The organism is Mesorhizobium sp. WSM4841 (genome assembly GCF_055811515.1).
The window spans coordinates 14,444-32,455 of sequence record NZ_JBVVQC010000019.1 but is presented as its reverse complement, the minus strand read 5'-3'; the positions used below and the strand labels follow the sequence as shown (position 1 = coordinate 32,455).

General features: G+C 57.3%; 13 protein-coding genes and 1 pseudogene. 8 read left to right on the top strand and 6 right to left on the bottom strand.

The features are described from left to right. The first annotated feature begins 639 nt into the window (after positions 1-639). The 3 genes from AC0L14_RS21375 (at position 640) to AC0L14_RS21365 (ending at position 6,564) form a co-directional block, all read left to right on the top strand. Positions 640-3,306, top strand: a complete 2,667-nt coding sequence (locus tag AC0L14_RS21375) for an AAA family ATPase (RefSeq protein WP_473750648.1) — start codon at positions 640-642, stop codon at positions 3,304-3,306. Between the two features lie 2 nt (positions 3,307-3,308). Next, the gene (locus AC0L14_RS21370) at positions 3,309-4,331 is read left to right on the top strand and encodes a hypothetical protein (RefSeq protein WP_473750647.1); all 1,023 of its coding nucleotides are present in this window, start codon (positions 3,309-3,311) and stop codon (positions 4,329-4,331) included. A gap of 133 nt (positions 4,332-4,464) precedes the next feature. Next, entirely contained in the window at positions 4,465-6,564 is a 2,100-nt protein-coding gene (locus AC0L14_RS21365) for a hypothetical protein (RefSeq protein WP_473750646.1), read from the top strand. 3 nt (positions 6,565-6,567) lie between these two features. On the opposite strand, the pseudogene AC0L14_RS21360 reads toward AC0L14_RS21365, so the two are convergent. After that, positions 6,568-6,779, bottom strand: a pseudogene (locus tag AC0L14_RS21360) (transposase); the annotation flags it as partial. Positions 6,780-7,562: 783 nt separating this feature from the next. Between AC0L14_RS21360 and AC0L14_RS21355 the strand changes: the two are divergent. Next, positions 7,563-8,891, top strand: a complete 1,329-nt coding sequence (locus tag AC0L14_RS21355) for a hypothetical protein (RefSeq protein WP_473750645.1) — start codon at positions 7,563-7,565, stop codon at positions 8,889-8,891. Positions 8,892-9,930: 1,039 nt separating this feature from the next. On the opposite strand, the gene AC0L14_RS21350 is transcribed toward AC0L14_RS21355, so the two are convergent. The 3 genes from AC0L14_RS21350 to AC0L14_RS21340 form a co-directional block, all read right to left on the bottom strand. Further along, positions 9,931-10,245 (bottom strand): hypothetical protein, encoded by a 315-nt coding sequence (locus AC0L14_RS21350; RefSeq protein ID WP_473750644.1) that lies wholly within the window; start codon positions 10,243-10,245, stop codon positions 9,931-9,933. A 227-nt stretch (positions 10,246-10,472) separates the two neighbouring features. Next, positions 10,473-10,934, bottom strand: coding sequence for a hypothetical protein (locus tag AC0L14_RS21345; RefSeq protein ID WP_473750643.1), 462 nt, complete (start codon positions 10,932-10,934; stop codon positions 10,473-10,475). Between the two features lie 2 nt (positions 10,935-10,936). Beyond that, entirely contained in the window at positions 10,937-11,290 is a 354-nt protein-coding gene (locus AC0L14_RS21340; RefSeq protein WP_473750642.1) for a hypothetical protein, read from the bottom strand. A gap of 897 nt (positions 11,291-12,187) precedes the next feature. Here AC0L14_RS21340 and AC0L14_RS21335 point away from each other — a divergent pair. Then, positions 12,188-12,550 carry a hypothetical protein gene (locus tag AC0L14_RS21335; protein ID WP_473525952.1) on the top strand — a complete coding sequence of 121 codons (363 nt, stop codon included), beginning with the start codon at positions 12,188-12,190 and terminating at the stop codon, positions 12,548-12,550. 360 nt (positions 12,551-12,910) lie between these two features. Here AC0L14_RS21335 and AC0L14_RS21330 read toward each other — a convergent pair whose 3' ends face one another. Continuing rightward, on the bottom strand, positions 12,911-13,720 hold the full coding sequence (locus AC0L14_RS21330) for an FkbM family methyltransferase (protein ID WP_473485996.1): 810 nt from the start codon (positions 13,718-13,720) through the stop codon (positions 12,911-12,913). A gap of 110 nt (positions 13,721-13,830) precedes the next feature. Beyond that, positions 13,831-14,700 (bottom strand): helix-turn-helix domain-containing protein, encoded by an 870-nt coding sequence (locus AC0L14_RS21325; protein ID WP_473750641.1) that lies wholly within the window; start codon positions 14,698-14,700, stop codon positions 13,831-13,833. A 106-nt stretch (positions 14,701-14,806) separates the two neighbouring features. Here AC0L14_RS21325 and AC0L14_RS21320 point away from each other — a divergent pair, with 106 nt between their 5' ends. From AC0L14_RS21320 to AC0L14_RS21310, 3 genes are all read left to right on the top strand, one after another. Beyond that, entirely contained in the window at positions 14,807-16,078 is a 1,272-nt protein-coding gene (locus AC0L14_RS21320; protein ID WP_473485998.1) for an ABC transporter substrate-binding protein, read from the top strand. A gap of 221 nt (positions 16,079-16,299) precedes the next feature. After that, the gene (locus AC0L14_RS21315; RefSeq protein WP_095495801.1) at positions 16,300-17,160 is read left to right on the top strand and encodes a carbohydrate ABC transporter permease; all 861 of its coding nucleotides are present in this window, start codon (positions 16,300-16,302) and stop codon (positions 17,158-17,160) included. Continuing rightward, entirely contained in the window at positions 17,157-18,008 is an 852-nt protein-coding gene (locus tag AC0L14_RS21310) for a carbohydrate ABC transporter permease (protein ID WP_473485999.1), read from the top strand. Before AC0L14_RS21315 ends, AC0L14_RS21310 begins: the two co-directional genes overlap by 4 nt. Positions 18,009-18,012 lie beyond the last annotated feature (4 nt).

The following is an 18,012-nucleotide window of genomic DNA, read 5'->3' as shown; positions in this document are numbered from 1 at the left end:
GTTCGGAAATAATAATGTCACGAGGGGAATTGAGTGAGATAAGCGAACGCGGTACTCTTAATCGTGTAAGAAAGCTTCTACTTCCTATGTGGTCTGTGAATAGTTATAAACAAGTCGTTGTACTCGCTGCGTTTTTCTGCGCGACGACTACAGGCCCCAGGAGAGGTCAGGTCAAGATGAAGAGCGTTATATCTATGTGAGGTCCCAATACGACGACCTGCTGACTGCCGGCCATTGTAAGACTCCAATCTTCAAAACTGTGTCCGGGCTGTATCTCGAGATATCTCGTTGCGTGCGTGATCGGCACGGCAAAATGGAACTGTTGCGCATTGACTCCGGCTTATATCCCTATGCATTTGGACAACAATGCGTAGAGCCGCACGACAAGACTATGCAGATATGCCTTCCAGACCGACGGGTCGGGTTTGTCAAGGTAACGGTTGACAACAAAGTTGGGATCGGGGGCGACCCTAAATGGGCTATCTCAACTGACGATCCTAAGTGTGTAGATCTCTCGATCAGACTGCAGGCCGATCATTTCGGAAATGCGCCCGATTACCACTGTTTAACGGGCGCCTCTATCACGGGAAGTGTTATCGTCCTCCCGGAAGAGTAGCATCTGGTAGGAAGGATGGGGGGATGTTGAACCGACGGGAAGTGCTTGAACTATTGCAAGGTGCGGCACTTGTGCCTCTGCTGGTGCAAACCGCCCCGGCGGGCGCGCAGGAGGCGGCGCAGCTTTCCGATGCCTGGAACAGCGATAGGCGGGTGTTTGTGCTCGACCGGTCGACAGAGAGCATCCAACGCTTCTTCATCATCGGGGATATTGTCGAGCTCTCCGCTGGGACGTTCCCGTCACTCTTCCGCGATAACGGCCAATATTTATCGAAGACTTTTGAACTCAACGTCGACGCTCGCTATGTGATCTTTAATTTGCCGCTTCGCATGGCGGACGGCAGGCTGCGGATAGATGCGCAGACGATCGAGTTTGGGTTCGATGGTCTCGCTGGGTTCGTCTCGCCACCTGGCAGCGGTCAGGGAGTCTCAATGAACGCCGAGGTAATCGACTTCACTCGGGCTCGAAGCCTTCCATTCGCCTTCAGCACCGGCGTAGAGGGCCGTAGCATTACAATCAGATGCCTATCTGCTCCGGGTTTTGCGCCGACCGCCACTCCGAACCACGAGTTTGCGCAATTCATCGCGCAGAAGACGCTTGGAGACGCGGGCGGCGTTCGCCCCGACATCAGCTTCGGCGATGCCGCAGTGAGCGCGTACGAACGTACCCTGGCAAATGCGAAATGGCCCGAGGCTTCGACACTGAAGCTTCAGCGCTTTCTGGGCAACGACCCCTACAGCGAAAATAACCGAGCGTTTGTAAGCGGCAAAGTTGGGGCGCTACTCACCGCTCTGCGAGGCACGCAGTCGCCACTGGTCGGCGCCGCTGTTCAGCGCACTTCCAACGCGATCGGCAATCGATCGGACCTGCTGGGCCTTCGAGAGAACGACACACCGATGTCTAGCCTCTCGCAATCGATCGAGCGCACTGATCGACTGGTGAAGACCTTGTTCGACGAGGCCTTGCTCTCGACTTGGGACACTATTGCGATCACTTCCGCCAATCCCGCCGGCATTGACGCCGTGCGCTTTCAAGACGTCGCCGGAACGCGCGAAGCTGCGGTCCGCCAGCTCGACCAGATCGCGGCCGAAGGAGCGAAAATCTCCGGACGGCTCCAAACGCTGGAAGGACTGATCGAGCAGGCCGACAAAGAGCTGGAAAACCGAAAGATTTTTCTGGCCCAACAGGAGATGGCCAATCAGCAGAAAGGCGCCAATGACGGCATCGCAAAGGGCGTCAGCGTTATAGCCGCGGTCGGAAGCGTCGTTTTTCCCGCAGCCGCGCCGTTTCTAATCGTGGCCTCCGGCATCGTCTCGGCAGCCATGGAAATGAGCAACAATGACGGCGACTTCGCCTCCCATGTGACGAACATAGCCGAAATCGTCAAGAACCATTCCGAGCTGATGAAGGTCTCGGTGCAACTGCGCAAGGACTGGGATTCGGTAACCGGAGACTTTGGGTTGGCGCGTCGTTCGGTCACTGACAAGAAGTCCCTGACGGCAGACGAAAAGAAGCGTGTGGAGCAGTGGAAGGCCAGTGCTAGTTCGCTTGGGAACCAGGTCAAGACGATAGCCGGCATGCTCAAAAGCTCACCTCCATCGGCCGAACTGAAGGACGAGACTGCCGCGGTAAACAACGATCCCGAGATCAGGAGAATCATCCTCAAGCGCAATGAGCGCGTTCGGGAACAGGGCGAGTTGCTCAACAGGCAAATTGCTATGGCCCAAGAGCTTCAAGCTGAAAGCGCCCGCGTTCTCGAGCTTGAGGCGATCCTTGCGGAGATGCAGCAGCTTGTCCTCGTGAACGACGACGATCGGGCTCGCTACAGGATGCTAGCTGATTGGGCTCGGCGCGCCCTCGTCGAGAGCATAGCGAAGGAAGCGATCCTGCTGCACCGTTCGCTGCGTTACGCGGGGGCACCGGCTTCCGATATGTCGCGCGACCTGTTGGGCTACGCGGAGGGCGAGGCTCAGACCGCGGCTTCCGGCTTCTTCACCGGTTCTGTCGAAACCGAAGCGGAACTCCAGCAGGTCGCAAAAAAGCGGGAGGCGACGTACCGAACTTTGCTGCTTGATGCCCGAGGGCTGCGGGATTCACTGCTTGAGGAGAACCGCTGGAATATCCCGTCGCCAATTACGGTATCGGCGCGCAGTAAAAATAATTCCGGTACACAGGTCCATAAGGATCGCATGGAAGGTTTTGTGCGCGATCTAAACAGGATCATTGCCGACGCAATTCGGGAGGGGAAATCGCAACCGATCCCGATCCCCTTCAACCCGGGCGACACCCAACACACCGTCAACGCCTTCCTGCTGGGCATCAATATCGCGAGGCTGGAATTGGCCGACAACAAGGTGCCAGACGGGGAATTCACCCTCTATGTGGGTCATCCTAGATTCGGCAAGCTTGCTCGGAACGGCGGCGACGAGTTCTTCACCGACTTCGTCAGGGATCGCAAAAACAGCGCGCTAAAACCCGCTTACTGGCCACTGCGCCTTCCAAACGACGTTGAGCCTGACTGGCAGAAGCGGATCCTGTTCGTTCAGGAGCTCGCAAAGATCCAGGACACGATGCTGCCGCTACTCACGAAATACGAGGTGCACGCTGAGGTAGCCAACCGCGATGAATGGAGCACTGCGCCGCAGATCGAGCGTATCGATCTCGAGTTCATTTCGGTGGGAGGAAAATGAAAATGATCAGATCTATGCCCCTCGCCTGGATTTCGCTCTTTGCGACAGCGCAAATCACCGCCACACAGGCCGCGGATATCGACTTCGCTGCAGCCTTTTCGAACGTCACTGATCAAACCATCGTTATCGAGATCGGACGTGACGATACGCTCGTATTCAGCGGCGGATCCTTTAACCTCGACGGCAAGCGGATAATCGTCCGCGCTGACAAGGTTAGAGTGGACGCGAATTCCGTCTTCCACTCTTTTCCAGCGGCTTCAAGTTTGCCGGTGATCGCCGGCGTCGGTCCCACTGGACCCAACGGTGCAGGAGGCAACACGTGGGGGTGTCATGACCAACTATTACAAACGCCGTTCGGTAAGATCAAATTTAACCTCTGCGAGCGCCAAGGGCAGGTTGGCGGAGTTGGAGGTCCAGGTGCAGGAGGGACGACTGGCACCCCTGCAAATCCAATTGAGCTCACTATCGGCCAGATCGAGGGAAATGGCTTGCTCGTCGTTTTGGGCAATGGCCAGACAGGTGGTAAGGCCCAACAAGGAGGCAAGGGCGGTCCAGGTGGTCTTGGAATAAAGGGGGACAACCGCGGTGGGGATGCCTTCTGCAATGGTCAGAATAGTCAGCTTAATGGCAGTGATGGCGGACCGGGCGGCCCAGGGGGCCCTGGCGGGACTGGCGGAAAAGGGGGGGCGGGTGCTCAACTGAAGGTCACTCTCGGTACTGACGTCCACGCCGTTGAGCTCACGACCGAACAGATGGCGGCCATCGTCGATTTGGATGCCCCTTGGGTCGCTTTGGGGCTTGATCCATCCGTGCGTCTTGCGCTTGCCGCACCAGGCGGCTTCGGGGGCCAGGGCGGCGATCCGGGCATTGGTGGCGATGGAAGCCCCGGCGGTGATCCTGGGGGACGATCACACTGCGGCGGAGGCGGAGACCCAGGAAGACCGGGCGGTCCTGGTTCGCTCGGATCGAATGGGTTGCAAGGACAGCCGGGAGACTCAGGAGCAGTCGCAATCGTACGGCGCTAGCGGCGCTCATAGGGCCGGCCCGGAAAGGCCAAGACGGACCTCCAACAAGGCGCCAAGGTGCGCGTGCGATGGACCACGCGACTCTCGCAGGAAAATGGAGAATTGTTCAACTATTACGTCGGGGAAACCAGCTATGCGGAGCAAAGTGATTTTACTAGTATTCGGTTTGATTGTCGCAGCCGGCATTGGCCTCTACGCGACGTATCAATCCCATTATCTTATCGCCGAGCATGAACGTGCGCGCCTTGTCTCCCTTGTGCAGACATCAAATGGGCTAGACGCTTTAGATCGCGCAGGTCAGAACGCAATCACGGTTGCGCTGGATACCGCTCTGTTTCAGAAAATTGGCACCGCACTGGTTGGCCAAAAAATCGTCTTTACCCATCCTTCTCTGCCGGGAGAGGTGCTGACTGCAACCATCGAACGCATGTCGTTCACTCCCCAAATGGGACAACTCATCAGCAGTTTGAGTCTCGACCTAGCAAGCGACAAGAGGTTCTTCTCCGTTGGTCTGGGCGTTGATTCCGCATTATATTTTTCGGGAGTGAGTCAAGTCCCGCCCGCAACACCAGACCAGCCGATCGTCTTCAGCGCGAATTTCAAGCTTCTACCCATATCCATCAAGCCGAAGATCACATTCGGCTTTATCAACATTGTTGGAAGGGAATTTGTCAGCGATATCATTACTGGTAATGTGGTGAATGCGTTATCCGAAAAACTAGCTCTCTCTGCTCCGTATCAGCCCGAGCTGAAATACACCCTCGACGAGAACAAGGAGTTCGAACAAAAATTTGGTGATGACAACAAGAGCACTTTTAAGTACCGCGTGTCCCATGCGCCGATCTCGATCGAGCGTTGGGTTCACGTGATTGCGCCGGTATTCTCTGACCGCGGAGTGCTCCTCGCCGCAACTGTGGATCAGAAGGACGCACGGCCATTTGTGCTAGAAGCATCCAAGGAGATCACCGATCCATCAACGCAAATAGAAGAGCTTGAGCAGAAAATTGCTGGACGCATACCTGGCGCCGAGAAGTACTATTCTGATAAGCAGCTTACTATCACCCTCAACACGGGCGCACTCTCATCCGTGACGACGGCAATTTCAGAGGCGGTTCGAACGCTATCATTCACCTTAGCAAGCACCGAGATTTCAGGGCGTCTATTTAACAAGCGTTGGTCCGACAAAATTTTGGGTGACGGCGGTTTCTACGCTGAAGCCGCTGGCGGAGATCGCGTTCATGGTTCTGTAACTGTCGCAACCGCTAACTTCAATTACGTGCCCGGGAAAGGCCTGGAGGGAAAGTTGGGCCTCTCGATATCCGCGGATGCAGATATTCATGTTCATGTAGACCCGCTGGTTGGTGGTGGCGTGGGCACAACAGTGAAACTCAAGGGCTCTACGAATCCCAATATCAGCGCACGAGTTGGGGTCTCGACGTTTAGATTTGAAGGCAATGACGTGGCGCTTCTTGCACCGGTTTTGACCTGCGCGGCTGTCGAGATAAGGGTTGAGACGGACGGAAAGCTCAAGCTCGGTTCAGGCTGGACCACCGTCCCCTCAATCGGTGTAATTACGGGGGAACTCGTTGGTGCAGACCCGCTTGACCCGACGATCCTTTCCGGAATCCCTGTTGCGCTTCCGGTTGTGGCCAAGAGCGATGCGGACATATCGACGGACCAGGTGGTCATCAAAGACGGATTATATCTGACGCTCGAGGCAACTGGCCTAAGTTTCGAACCCGCTGCTGCCGAGTACCGGCTCTCCAGTGACTTCTCGTTGCTCCTGAGTAACGAGGTGCCAGACGTCAAGGCGTTGCAAGATCGCGTCCAGCGCTTAACAATGGCCGCGAAGGTGTACTGGAGCAATGCAATGAAGCCCAGCTGTCCCGAGAAGCCGTCTCTGCGCGTTTTGGTGGGGGATCTTGAATTCGGGCCAAATAATGAAATTATAAAGTTCATCAGCAATGCTTGGAAAGATATAACGCAGGGACCAGGCAAGGAGAACGAGATAGTTAAACTGCTGGACAGAGTCAATGCCGCGGCCAAGGACTACGATGACGCGACGAAGAAATTGGCTGGAGACATAGGTGACGCAGCAAGGAATGCTTTCCCGAAGAACAATGACATTGGGCGCGCGGCAGGTGAAGTGGCCAAGTCTGTTACCAAAGCAGCTACAAATCCCGTAGGTGCCGTTCGAGATTTGGGGAAACAGATTCTGTGCGGTTTCTGTTAGAAATCATGAGCTTGCGAGGCGCCGGGTCATGAGCTGAGTTGAGGCGAGGAGGAGCCAAGCTGTTGAGCTTTCAACGGTGGCCTCGAAATCCTTGGCGAGACGCGGCGGTTGCGACCGAACCAAGCGAAGGTGCGCTCCACGACCCATCGACGTGGAAGCACTTCGAGGCCGTTGGCGGTGTCGGATCGCTTGATGATTTCGAGGGTCCAGTCGCCTGCAGCCCTTCGTGGACACTTTAACCCACCCTATACAATCACCACGGGCTCAGATGCTCTCGTCGGACACCCCCCCGCCGAGTATCCCTTAACCTCAGTAGCGGAACAACCACCTGTCTCATATCTCTTGAACCTGAACATCCTCTTGCCATTGCCATTGATTCAGATAGGGTACGTTTCGTAAGGTGCAGGTCGACGCAATCGCAATGCGAACCCGCTGGACCTTCAGTTAGACAACAAGAATATCAGATAGCATGGCCAATCCCTCTAACGAGAGTGAGTGTGCACATGAAATATCTTGTCATCTGCTTTGCGTTTATGGGGTCTTTGGTTGGAGATGGCGCCTTCGCTGACGAGGCTGGGGCCCGGCCAGCCGGTGCGCCCAACCCACCTCCATCTTCCGCTCCGAGCAATACAACCATCAGGCCCAGCCTCGGCGTCGGCGGTACAGAGCAACCGGGAGTTAATCCTAACACCGGTCCAACCAATCCCTCTCAGGCTCCGTCGCCCTCAGCGCCAGGAATTGTGATAACGATTCCGATAGAATAGCTGTCTGCATCGTAATGAGATCACGCGGACTCTTGTGATATTGGCTTCCCTACCAGCGATAGGTGGAATGATGAATATTAATGACACCTCAAAAACGTTGTGGTGCTCCCGCCACTTCTGTTGAAGCTGCTTCATTTATCCAATTTCCCGGGGCAGCGACTTGTTCGCGTTCTAATTTCACAATTCACGCCGTAACTGTGGTCAAACAAATAATAGTTCGGAGAATACAGCTTATTGGGCTACGAGAAGGGGGTATTCACTATGAGGCGATCGATACTGAGCGCATTTATTGCTGTTTTATTTGTTGCTGCAGCTTCAGTACCTGGGTGGACACTTGAACCGGTTACAGACGCCCTACTCGACAAGGCGGAAGACAATGCAAAGGACGTGATTGCCCGCGCAGAACAGGCTGGCGATGCCATCGCCAAGGCATTTGGCGAACAGGCTCTGATGGCGATCAAGGCTTTGCGGGAATCAGTGCACGCCTCGATAGGCGACGCCAAGCAGGCCGTCCTTGAGGCCCAGAGCAAGGTTTTCGACAATATCAATACTGTACTTGAACAGGCTCGCGAGGGTGAGAAGGTCGCGCTCACGGACATCACGACGTTGACCGCAACGATTTCCGACCAGATCAAGAACATACCTTTTACCAACCATGCTCCCGAGGTTATGCTTTATCAACCACGCGTATTCGTCTCGCAAGGTCCCGCTGTCGTGCCGTTACATGTCATAGGCCCGAGACTCGCGGCGAGCGGGCCTGAAATGACGTACGAAGGAGGGCTCCTCCCGTTGGACAAGGCCCGCGATGTAGAGTTGATCGCGCAACTCGATCGCTCCAAGTTGCCCTTTGACCCGACTAAACCGGTCTACAAAAGCGTGCGGATCACCTACGATAAGGGGCAGGCAACGTGGTGGAGTCCATGGAGCTGGTTCGCCAGCGACATAGTCACCCGCGACATGACGATTCTTCTTTTGCCGCAGACGTTGGGCACGTTCTCAATATCCACGAAGTTGAATTCCAGCACGACCGAACGAAAGACCTTCGCGAAACCCGTTGGCGGTCACGGTAAGGATAAGCCCATGGACTTCACTATAAAGCCTGAACCGCTTGATGTGGAAGCCGGTTGGCTCATTGATGCCGACAATATAAAGGCAGCCGGGCTGACGTTTAGGGATACCGGAGGACACGACGCGTCTTGTGTTGGCCTTGTTGCGGGAACGTTAACGAGAGAGAAGTTTGTATTTCGGATTCAACACGGTCACAAGACTGATGCTTTTGGCCACAAGTCGGATGGTGATAAAAGTTGCTCAATCGCAGTGCCGCTTATCAAGGTAAATCAAATGACGGTTGATGGCGATACAATCGAGGGGAAGATCGAGTGGATGAAGGATGTTAAGATGTCTCTCCCTGCTGACCTCGCGTCGTATGTGCTAACTCTAACTCTTTTCGACAGCAAAACCTTCATTCTTGAGCAGGATTCAAAAGTGCCCTACGGCGTGGTCGAGATTGAGCGTGGCGCAGGTTATGTTAAATTCCGGCCCAAACCACCGCTTGATTTCTGATCAGACTGCGGTAGCCAACGGGCGCCAACAATCCTGAATTTGGTCGTTCATAGTAGCTTAGGTAGTAAGTATACCACCGGCGCCGGAACCCCACCGGATCGCTTCTGTGTACAACCGTGCCGCCATGTGCCCCCGACTTAGCGGGTAGTTCCCCAGGCTATGCCACTGGAAAGCATGCACTGACAAAGCCCCCCAGGCTGAACGGGGTGCTGGTATTGGCACGTCCCTTGCGGAGTCTCACAGCTAAAGGCTGTTGGAGGCACAATCTGATTCACAAACTGCGCTATCGTCGGTCCCACCTGGTTTTCAAACGTCATGGCCTCTGCCTCCAATGGATGGCGCATATCCTGACATCCGCCACAACTGACATAAGCCTTTGAGTATTGGCACTTGAAGCTGTCAGTGCCCATCCGACGGTATTGAGCCACATGCACCATCTCATGAGCCAGGGTAATAGCGGCACCGGTCACATTTCCGTCTCGCAGGTACTTCTCGTTCAAGAAAACTAAGTCTCTGTCCGCTGTTATCCCCCACCCAAGCAGTCGCCCCCAACGTACAGTGACACCGGAAAATGCTTGCGAGGGGATCGCGCCACTCTGAACCAATATATCCCTTGCCTGTATCAGCATTTGCTCGCTACCAGCTGAGTAAGAACCCTGGGAGAGGATGACGCCATTCGTAATGGCTTGAAAGCCGAGCGCGCAATAGTCTTCCATTGCGTCGACCACGACCTTTATCGGGCTAGGGGGGTGGAATTCGGGAATCGCTCCGCCAGTCGCCGTACAGGCACTCTTCGTCGCCTCACAGGTGAGCTTACAACCGGGATCACACACATCATTGCTATCCCACGGGGTAATTTGGATATGGGTACAACACTCAGAGTTGCAGTCGGTATTGCAGTCGTCTGCTATGGCCGGTTGTATTGTGAGCAGAGAGGCCAGAGCGATGAATGAAAAAACTTTCATTTTCGTTCCTCCCATTGCGTCTAATCTACGCCTGAATCTTGGGACGAACAATGATTTTCCCAGGGTGTGGACGATTAGGCTTCGTACAGCACACCATCCGATCCAATAGACTTGTGATAGAAGATACGCGGCGTGTAGTACGTGTAATTCCCGATCCTGACCAGAGAACGGTCTTGAAGAAGGCAAGCAGTCTGCCGCAAAACATTGCGATTCTCCCCTGGTGGTGCGCTAGCCTGGGGCTTCGGCGCAATCTGCAGGCCTTTTTCGATCAGCACCTGCGGCTGAAACTGAAACTGGTATTTATCTGGGTATAGGTCTACTGCCACGTCCCAGGCGATGGGCGTGCAAGCTATGGCGGCGGTACCCGCGGAGTTCGATACTTCCTTCATCCTGGGTCTTACCCCAGATATCGACCAACGCTCCACTGGCTCGGGAAGATTGTTCATTTTTGCGCGATGAGTGTACTTCAAAAGTTCGAGGTACGCGTCGCTGGTGCCCTCTGTCGACGCTCGATCCTTGGGGTCGCACAGCACAATCTGGCTATATAGTTGTGGCAGGCGCTCAATAGCGGCGTTCGTGACCGCCGCTGACGCAGTTCCATCCGACTTGAAAGCGACTAGAGGCGGTGAATCTGCCCTTGCCCAGGCGTCAACAAATGTTGGAATGCCAAATGCATCGAGTCCATTGTGTAACTTACGAACAACGTCTTACTGACGTTCGAACGTGTTACTGTCATGTCGTTCAGTCTACCCTCAATAATAGACGACGAGAGATCCGTGTCGGCTATATTTGTTCCATAAAATTGACCAACCATTCTATCAAACGGCAACCAACCGCCAATAATCCAGGCATTCGACAGATCAATCGCCTTAAATGATACATCCTCCCAAAAAGGCAAGTTCAAGATCACGCCCCTCATGGCCAGCCCGGATGCAGCAAACTTGACTGCCCCCGGGCTTGGAACCCCATACCGCCCAATCACTGTCGCAAAGTGATCTCCGAATTGCACATCGAGGTGAGCACCGAACTCCTCGCTCGGCGGAGTATCGTCGATCCCTGTTATCGCATTGGCGATCACCTCTAGGCTGTTGAATGGCCAGGCACCAGAACTGCAATGGGTCGAGCGGCGAACCTTACAGAGTCAAATATGGGGCGCCTGAGACAAGTGCTGGAGGCGGAATCCCAAACCCCGACAACATCGCATGAGAAATCTGCATTCAGAAGCGACACGCCGTTATTGAACAGAATATTCCGTGCTGCACCCTTGCCGATGTTGCCTGCGGCGGGTGCGAGTAGCCGCTCCCAGGCTTTCTGGATGGCCTCGTCGCGACGCGCTGCGCGGTCCTCTCTCAATGAGCTCAAGTCCGCAATCACTTGGATAAATGTCATAAGGGCAATCAGTGCCCCGAGCACCGTCGCGATGACGATCGCCATTCGCACAATGCCCGTAGAACCCAAACTTAATACTTTGTCGCATGCGGCATCGACTTTGCTGACACTACCGACCAACGTGCGGCCCACCTTCGAGAATGCAAGACCAGCACTGGGGTGAGTTGTCGGAATTACTGCCCTGATCGCCGCCCGAGCGCTGCGAGCGCTTGTCTACCGCGTGCCCCTCCAACTTGCCTGGAGACGCCCCGGGGTCATCGGGCTTTGAATTTGCCTCATTCGTCTGTGTCATTGAAAGCAATCGCTGTGCGCAAAAAGCCGCTGGCCAGCGTGTGAGTATTGGGCGCTTTCATGTACCGCGGTTCTGGGCATATTGTCCGCCGACCGGATTCCCGAGTAACAATTCATCCTGATGTCGTCGGGTTACCGTGCGGTTACCATCTTCAGGGTGCACGAAAATCCGCTGGAATCCACCCGGCCCGTGCGCCGTTCAAAACCGGGGAACATCGACATCCATTCTGCGGCGCAATCTCGCGCACTCAAGTGAACGGCGGACCACTGCGCGGACAACGCAATTTCTGCCTTGCCAAGGTTGGGGTCGAGCGTTCGAATCGCTTCACCCGCTCCAATTTCCCAAGGGGAATCAAGCATCGAAAAAGCCGCGGTTCGCCGCGGCTTTTTCGTTTTTGGGCAGCACGGCATCACCCAGCAGACGAAGCGAGTTTGTCGCTTGCCGGCTGCCTGTGGCCTGCAGGCGCTTTGTTCGCCGCTCGGAATACCCCCAATAGAGTTAGGACCTTTGCCTTTCAATTTCGGACCAAGGTCCCTTGCGGACAGGTGCATTTAAACCAAACTGGCTAAGCAGTGGACCATCATATTAGTGAGTCCTCATATTTATAGTCCGGAATCATCCTGGCGGGAGGGCGGCTCGAAGGAGGAATTATGAAAACTCGAACCAGTCTGTTCGCAACGGTCGCCGCTCTCGCCCTTGTCGCGTCTCCAGTCCTCGCCGGCCCCGGCGGCAATGGCGGCGGGAAGGGTAACGGAGCAAGCAACGGCAACGGCGGCAACTCGGCCGCGGCCGGATCGCAGGGACACGGAGCCGCAACGTCTGCGGCGGCCAGGGATAAGTCCACTCGGGGAATTGCCCATGCGATGGCTGTCGTTTCGACGACGCCGGCCTCGCCGCAGGCCACCCTGTCCTTGCAGGCAGCCTTGGACAAGTTCCTGGCAAGAACGGCCGCGGATGACCCGGTAGAGTCTTCCGACGACACCTCCGGCGAAATTCCTGACGCAGCCGAATAGAATTGCAAATCCGTCCGCTGCGCGGCGGCGCACCGCACCATCGAGATTCTTAGCCCGTTGGCGGGCTCTTTCATCTGTTCGGCCGATGCCCTGGGTCAAGGAAGAGCCGACATTTGAGCCCGATCCTCAGGGATCCCTGGACGGTCCTGCCCCTACAGACTGATCCAGAGAGCGCCACCGGCTTCGGCCGGTGGTGCGTTTTTGCGTGGGCGCTCAACTGGCCCCAACCGCGGCCGTTTTGGTGCCGGGCTCGGAAGGCGGCTTCGCGAGGCGGGCAGGCTCGGCGGGGATATGCTGACCTGAGGCGCAGCGCCTGCCTCTACCGTCCTCCAAGGCGACGCACTGGAAGGACCGGCGGCGTTAGCGGGGAACCGCGAACATGTCGAAATTCTTCCTGCTGCCGAGGTCGTTTTCGTTGAGCTTCGGACCGAATAGCGTTGTCGGCCCAGCCAGGTGGACGTCGTAGCCCTTGTCGGCAAAGAACCGGTGCATCCGCAGCCGCTCGTCCACCGAAAGATTGTGATTGACCTCGGACTTGATGTAGGGCCGGCATTCGTCGATCAGCGCGCCGATCGAGATCAAAACCGACAGGTCGTGCGACTCCACGTCGGTCTTGATGTAGCGCAGGCGCTTGATGCGCTGGCCAAGCCGGGCACGGATCAACGGTTCGATCCGCCGCCCCTCGACCGGGATACTGAAAGCGCTGCCGTGCTGCCACCGCGACACCCCGGTGTGGTCGCCGCCGTTCTCGAACTCCGGGTTGCCGTAGTCGAAGACGAACGACCCATCTTCCGGCGTTGCCGCGTAGGGAATCGGAAAAATGTTCAATCGGGAAGGATTGAGCGCGGCATTGGCGCCGAGGATCGTGAAGGTATAAGGGTTCGGCTCGAAAGCGAGGACCAGGCCCTGCGGTCCGCAGGCGAGCGCTATCGGTACCGTGCTGTCGCCGACCTGGGCGCCAACATCGATCGCCACGTCGCCATCGCTCAGGAACGTCCGGAGATCATCGACCTCGCCCTGGGCGAGATCGAGATCTGCCCCGCGCGGGTTCTTCCATCGAGCGAATTCAATCTTCCCGTCTTTCGGGAGATCGATGACCTGTATCGAGTGGCCGTAAACGCGTGTTCTTGGCTTCAATCCAAGCAGGTAAAAAAATTCTTTGAGCCTCATCCGCTGCTGATAGCTCAACCCGTGACGGCATTTCAACCGGCGCAGGGCGTTGTAGCGCCGGCATCGACCGGCGTGGCTCTATTTGACTTGGACTATCTGATTCACTGGGACTATCTGGCGCCTGCACCTCTGCGAAAATCCGAAGGCGACATGCCGGCCAGTTTGCGGAACGACTTGTTGAAGGCGCTGAGCGAGCCGAAGCCGGAGTCCATGGCGACGCGCAGCACGTTGGCGTCCTGATGCATCAGCAGCGCCTGCGCGTAGCTGAGCCGCAACAGGTTGACATATTCGTTGAGCGTCATGCCGGTCGATTTCTTAAAAATGCTCATGGCGTATTTGGGATGGATGTCGGCCGCCGCCGCGATGTCCACGCAGTCGATGTCGTATAGGAAATTCTCCGCGATGAAGTCGCACATGCGCCCGACATTGCGCAGGGATTGCTGATCGAAGGGGCTGCCTGTTTCCTGCTCGATCGGAGTTTCGGGTACCAGCCGGTAAGGTTCGAAGCGCACCCGCTCCAGCCGCAGCAGCAGTTCGTTGACGGCGTGCTCGGCTTTGCCCGGATCGCCTGACCGGACGTAGCGGTTCCAGCGCTCGAAATTGTCGCTGTCGGACCGGTCGGTGGCATTGGTCACCAGTGTCGCGCCCGTCATCAGCCGGTTGCGGACGTCCGCGGGCAGGTGCAGCCGGAAGAAGTGCACCAGCGGCAGATGCGCGCCGGCATAGACGGCGTCCTCCGACGCATCGTCCATCTGGTGCGGCAGGCCGCCCCAGAACAGGCACATGTCGCAGGCCGAAAGCGAGATCTCGTGCTCATCCATGCGGTAGTGCACGGCGCCGCGGACGATGAAATTCACCTCGACCTGGGCATGCCAATGCGGCTTCAGCATCACCAGAGGCTGGGTGTGAAACATCTGCAGCAGCAGCGGCAGACCCTCCACGCTGCTAGCGCCAGGCTGATAAAACGGCCTTTCCGGCATCTTACTTTCCGCCAATTTTTTATTCCTTTTGTCGCGGACAAGCCTTCCCCAGTGCCTAGTCTAGGCACGCTCGCGATGAGAGAGCAAATGAAATGGGAGGATTTCAATGCGCACCATACTGACCTGCGCCGCGCTCGCGCTTGCCCTGGGCTCTGCCCCGGCCTTTGCGCAATCCGGCGAAATCACGATCTGGAGCTGGAACGTCGCCGCTTCGTCGCTGAAGGCCACCATAGAAGGTTTCAACAAGCAGTTCCCCGATATCAAGGTCACGGTCCAGGATCTCGGCAACAACCCGACGTACGACAAGTCGATTGCAGGCTGCGCCGCCGGCGGCGAGGGGCTGCCTGACATCGTGACGATCGAGAACGGCGAGGCCGAGAACTACTGGAGCCAGTTCCCGGACTGCTTCGTCGACCTCCATACGCTCGGCTATACGGCCGAAGACCAGGCGAAATTCCCCGACTTCAAGCGCACCGAACTCGAAGTGGAAGACAAGGCCTATGCGATGCCATGGGATTCCGGCCCGGTGGCGATGTTCTACCGCCGCGATTTCTACGAGAAGGCCGGCGTCGATCCAACCTCGATCAAGACCTGGGACGATTTCATTGCCGCCGGCAAGAAGATCCAGGAGGCCAATCCTGGTGTGAAGATGACCAATGCCGATTTCAACGGCGACTCCGAATTCTTCCGCATGATCGCCAACGAGCAGGGCTGCGCCTATTTCGCCGCCGATGGGCAGTCGATCACCGTCAATCAGCCGGCCTGTGTGGCGTCGATGACCAAGATCAAGGAGATGAATGACGCCGGCATCATCACCTCGGCCGACTGGAGCACCAAGATCACCAACAACACCGCCGGTACTGTCGCCAGCCAGATGTATGGCGGCTGGTATGAGGGCACCATACGCACCGAGTCGCCCGACGGGAGCGGCAAGTGGGGCGTCTATCTGATGCCGAGCCTCACCGCCGATGGCCCGCGCGCCGCCAATCTCGGCGGCTCCTCGCTCGCCATCACCTCGGTGTCCAACAACAAGGAGGCCGCCTACGCCTACCTGAAATACTCGCTTGCGACCAATGAGGGCCAGATAGCGATGCTGAAGGGTTTTGGCCTCGTGCCGTCGCTGATCTCGGCCCTCGATGACCCCTATGTCTCCGAAGGCCAGCCCTATTGGGGCGGCCAGGCGGTGTGGAAGGATATTCTCGGCACCTTGCCCAAGGTCGTCCCCAGCCGCGGCACGCCGTTCCAGAGCGACGCGGAAATCATCGTCCGCGCGGTGCAGACCAAATATCTGGGCGGCGGCTATCCCGATGCCAAGGCGGCGCTCGACGATGCCGCAAGCCAGATCGCCTCGGCGACCGGCCTGCCGGTCGAAGAGTGAGCTGAGCGCCGCTCTCCCTTCTCCCCTTGTGGGAGAAGGTGTCGCCGAAGGCGACGGATGAGGGGTGTTCCAGCTTGGCAGGACGGCATTCCGTCCAGCACCCCTCAACCGTCTTGGCGCTGCGCGCCAATCCACCTTCTCCCACAAGGGGAGAAGGCAAGACAAGGCCGACCTCGACAGTGGGCCGGTAAACTTAGAAACGGGAAACGAAGGAGGCAATGATGCGCTATCAGAACGCCACGGCCTATCGCTTCCTCGCGCCCTATTTGCTGATCTTCTCGATTTTCTGGCTATGGCCGATCATCAGCTCCTTCCTGATCTCCTTCCAGGCGACGCGCACCGTGCCGTGGCGGTTCGCGCCGACCTTCAACTGGGGCCGGCTGATCGGCGACCCGGCTTTCTTCAACGCGTTGAAAAACACTTTGCTCATCCTCGTCATCCAAGTGCCGGTGATGATCACTTTGGCGATCGTGATGGCCGTGCTGCTCAATTCGCCGCTGCTCAAGGCCCGAGGCCTGTTCCGCTTCGCCTTCTTCGCTCCTGTCGTGGTCGGCGAAGTCGCCTATTCGGCGGTGTTCCGGCTGATGTTCAACCTCGATTACGGCATCATCAACAAGCTGCTGAACAGCGTCGGCCTGCCCCGTATCGACTGGTTTTCCAACGTCACGCCGGCGATGGCGGTCATCATGATCGCGGTGACCTGGCGCTGGGCCGGCTACAACGCCATCATCCTGCTCGCCGGCCTGCAGTCCATCCCCCAGGATGTCTACGAGGCCGCGACGCTGGACCGCGTCAGCAAGCTCAAGCAGTTCTTCTACATCACCCTGCCGCTGCTCAAGCCGATCATCGTGTTCTGCGCCGTGCTGTCGATCATCGGCACCATGCAGCTGTTCACCGAACCGTTCCTGATCACCGAACGCGGCGGACCGGGCGGCGGCACCGAAACGCTCGGGCTGCTGCTTTACCGCCAGGGTTTCAGGTCGCTCAATTTCGGTTACGCCTCGGCCATCGCCTACACCATGGCCGGGCTGGCGATCGCCATCTCGCTGGTGCAACTGTGGCTGACGAGGGACCCGAAATGAGCTCGCGTTCCTCTTCGCGCCGTTCCTCCGCCAGATTGGGACGCAGCATCGCGCTGCATCTGTTCCTGACGCCGCTGGCGCTGATCTGGCTGTTTCCGCTGTGGATGATGGTAATCTTCTCGACCATGCCCGACAGAGGCATCTTCAGTCCCAGCATCGAGCTTTTGCCGCACGGCAGTTTCCTCGACAATGTCAACAATTTGCAGCGCGACACGAATTTCATCGGCGCCATCGGCATCTCCGTGTCGGTGGCGGTCACCTACACGTTCCTGTCGGTGCTGCTCACCTCGATGGCCGGCTGGGCGCTGGCGCGCTACCAGTTCTTCGGCAAGGGCGTGGTCGTCGCGATCATCCTCGGCACCATCACGCTTCCCTATGCGGTCGTGCTGATCCCGCAATTCATCATGGTGGCGCGCGACTTCAAGCTCGCCAATACGTGGGTGGCGCTGATCGTGCCGCCGCTCTTCAATTCGCTCGGCGTGCTGTTCATGCGGCAGAGCTTCTCGATGATGCCGGGCGATCTGTTCGACGCCGCTCGGGTCGAGGGGGTCAAGGAGTGGCGGATCTTCCTGTTCGTAGCACTACCGCTGGCGCGGCCGATGCTGGCGGCGCTCGCCATCATCCTGTTCCTTGCCTCCTGGAACAACTACCTCTGGCCGCTGCTGATCAATTCCAAGCCCGGTGCGATGACGGCGCCGGTAGCGCTCGGCACGCTGATCGGCCTCACCAAAGTGTCGTGGGGCGGCATCATGGCGGGCGCAGTGATGCTCACCGTGCCGATGCTCGTCGTGTTCGTGCTCTTGCAGCGCCATTTCGTCGCCGGCATTGCCGCCGGCGCCATCAAATAGGATC

What these genes read in the sequence shown, in the direction of transcription:
- AC0L14_RS21375 (WP_473750648.1), top strand. Translation starts at nt 640, where the DNA reads ATGTTGAACCGACGGGAAGTGCTTGAACTATTGCAAGGTGCGGCACTT.
- AC0L14_RS21370 (WP_473750647.1), top strand. Translation starts at nt 3,309, where the DNA reads ATGATCAGATCTATGCCCCTCGCCTGGATTTCGCTCTTTGCGACAGCG.
- AC0L14_RS21365 (WP_473750646.1), top strand. Translation starts at nt 4,465, where the DNA reads ATGCGGAGCAAAGTGATTTTACTAGTATTCGGTTTGATTGTCGCAGCC.
- AC0L14_RS21350 (WP_473750644.1), bottom strand. Translation starts at nt 10,245, where the DNA reads ATGAAGGAAGTATCGAACTCCGCGGGTACCGCCGCCATAGCTTGCACG.
- AC0L14_RS21340 (WP_473750642.1), bottom strand. Translation starts at nt 11,290, where the DNA reads ATGGCGATCGTCATCGCGACGGTGCTCGGGGCACTGATTGCCCTTATG.
- AC0L14_RS21335 (WP_473525952.1), top strand. Translation starts at nt 12,188, where the DNA reads ATGAAAACTCGAACCAGTCTGTTCGCAACGGTCGCCGCTCTCGCCCTT.
- AC0L14_RS21330 (WP_473485996.1), bottom strand. Translation starts at nt 13,720, where the DNA reads ATGAGGCTCAAAGAATTTTTTTACCTGCTTGGATTGAAGCCAAGAACA.
- AC0L14_RS21325 (WP_473750641.1), bottom strand. Translation starts at nt 14,700, where the DNA reads ATGCCGGAAAGGCCGTTTTATCAGCCTGGCGCTAGCAGCGTGGAGGGT.
- AC0L14_RS21320 (WP_473485998.1), top strand. Translation starts at nt 14,807, where the DNA reads ATGCGCACCATACTGACCTGCGCCGCGCTCGCGCTTGCCCTGGGCTCT.
- AC0L14_RS21315 (WP_095495801.1), top strand. Translation starts at nt 16,300, where the DNA reads ATGCGCTATCAGAACGCCACGGCCTATCGCTTCCTCGCGCCCTATTTG.
- AC0L14_RS21310 (WP_473485999.1), top strand. Translation starts at nt 17,157, where the DNA reads ATGAGCTCGCGTTCCTCTTCGCGCCGTTCCTCCGCCAGATTGGGACGC.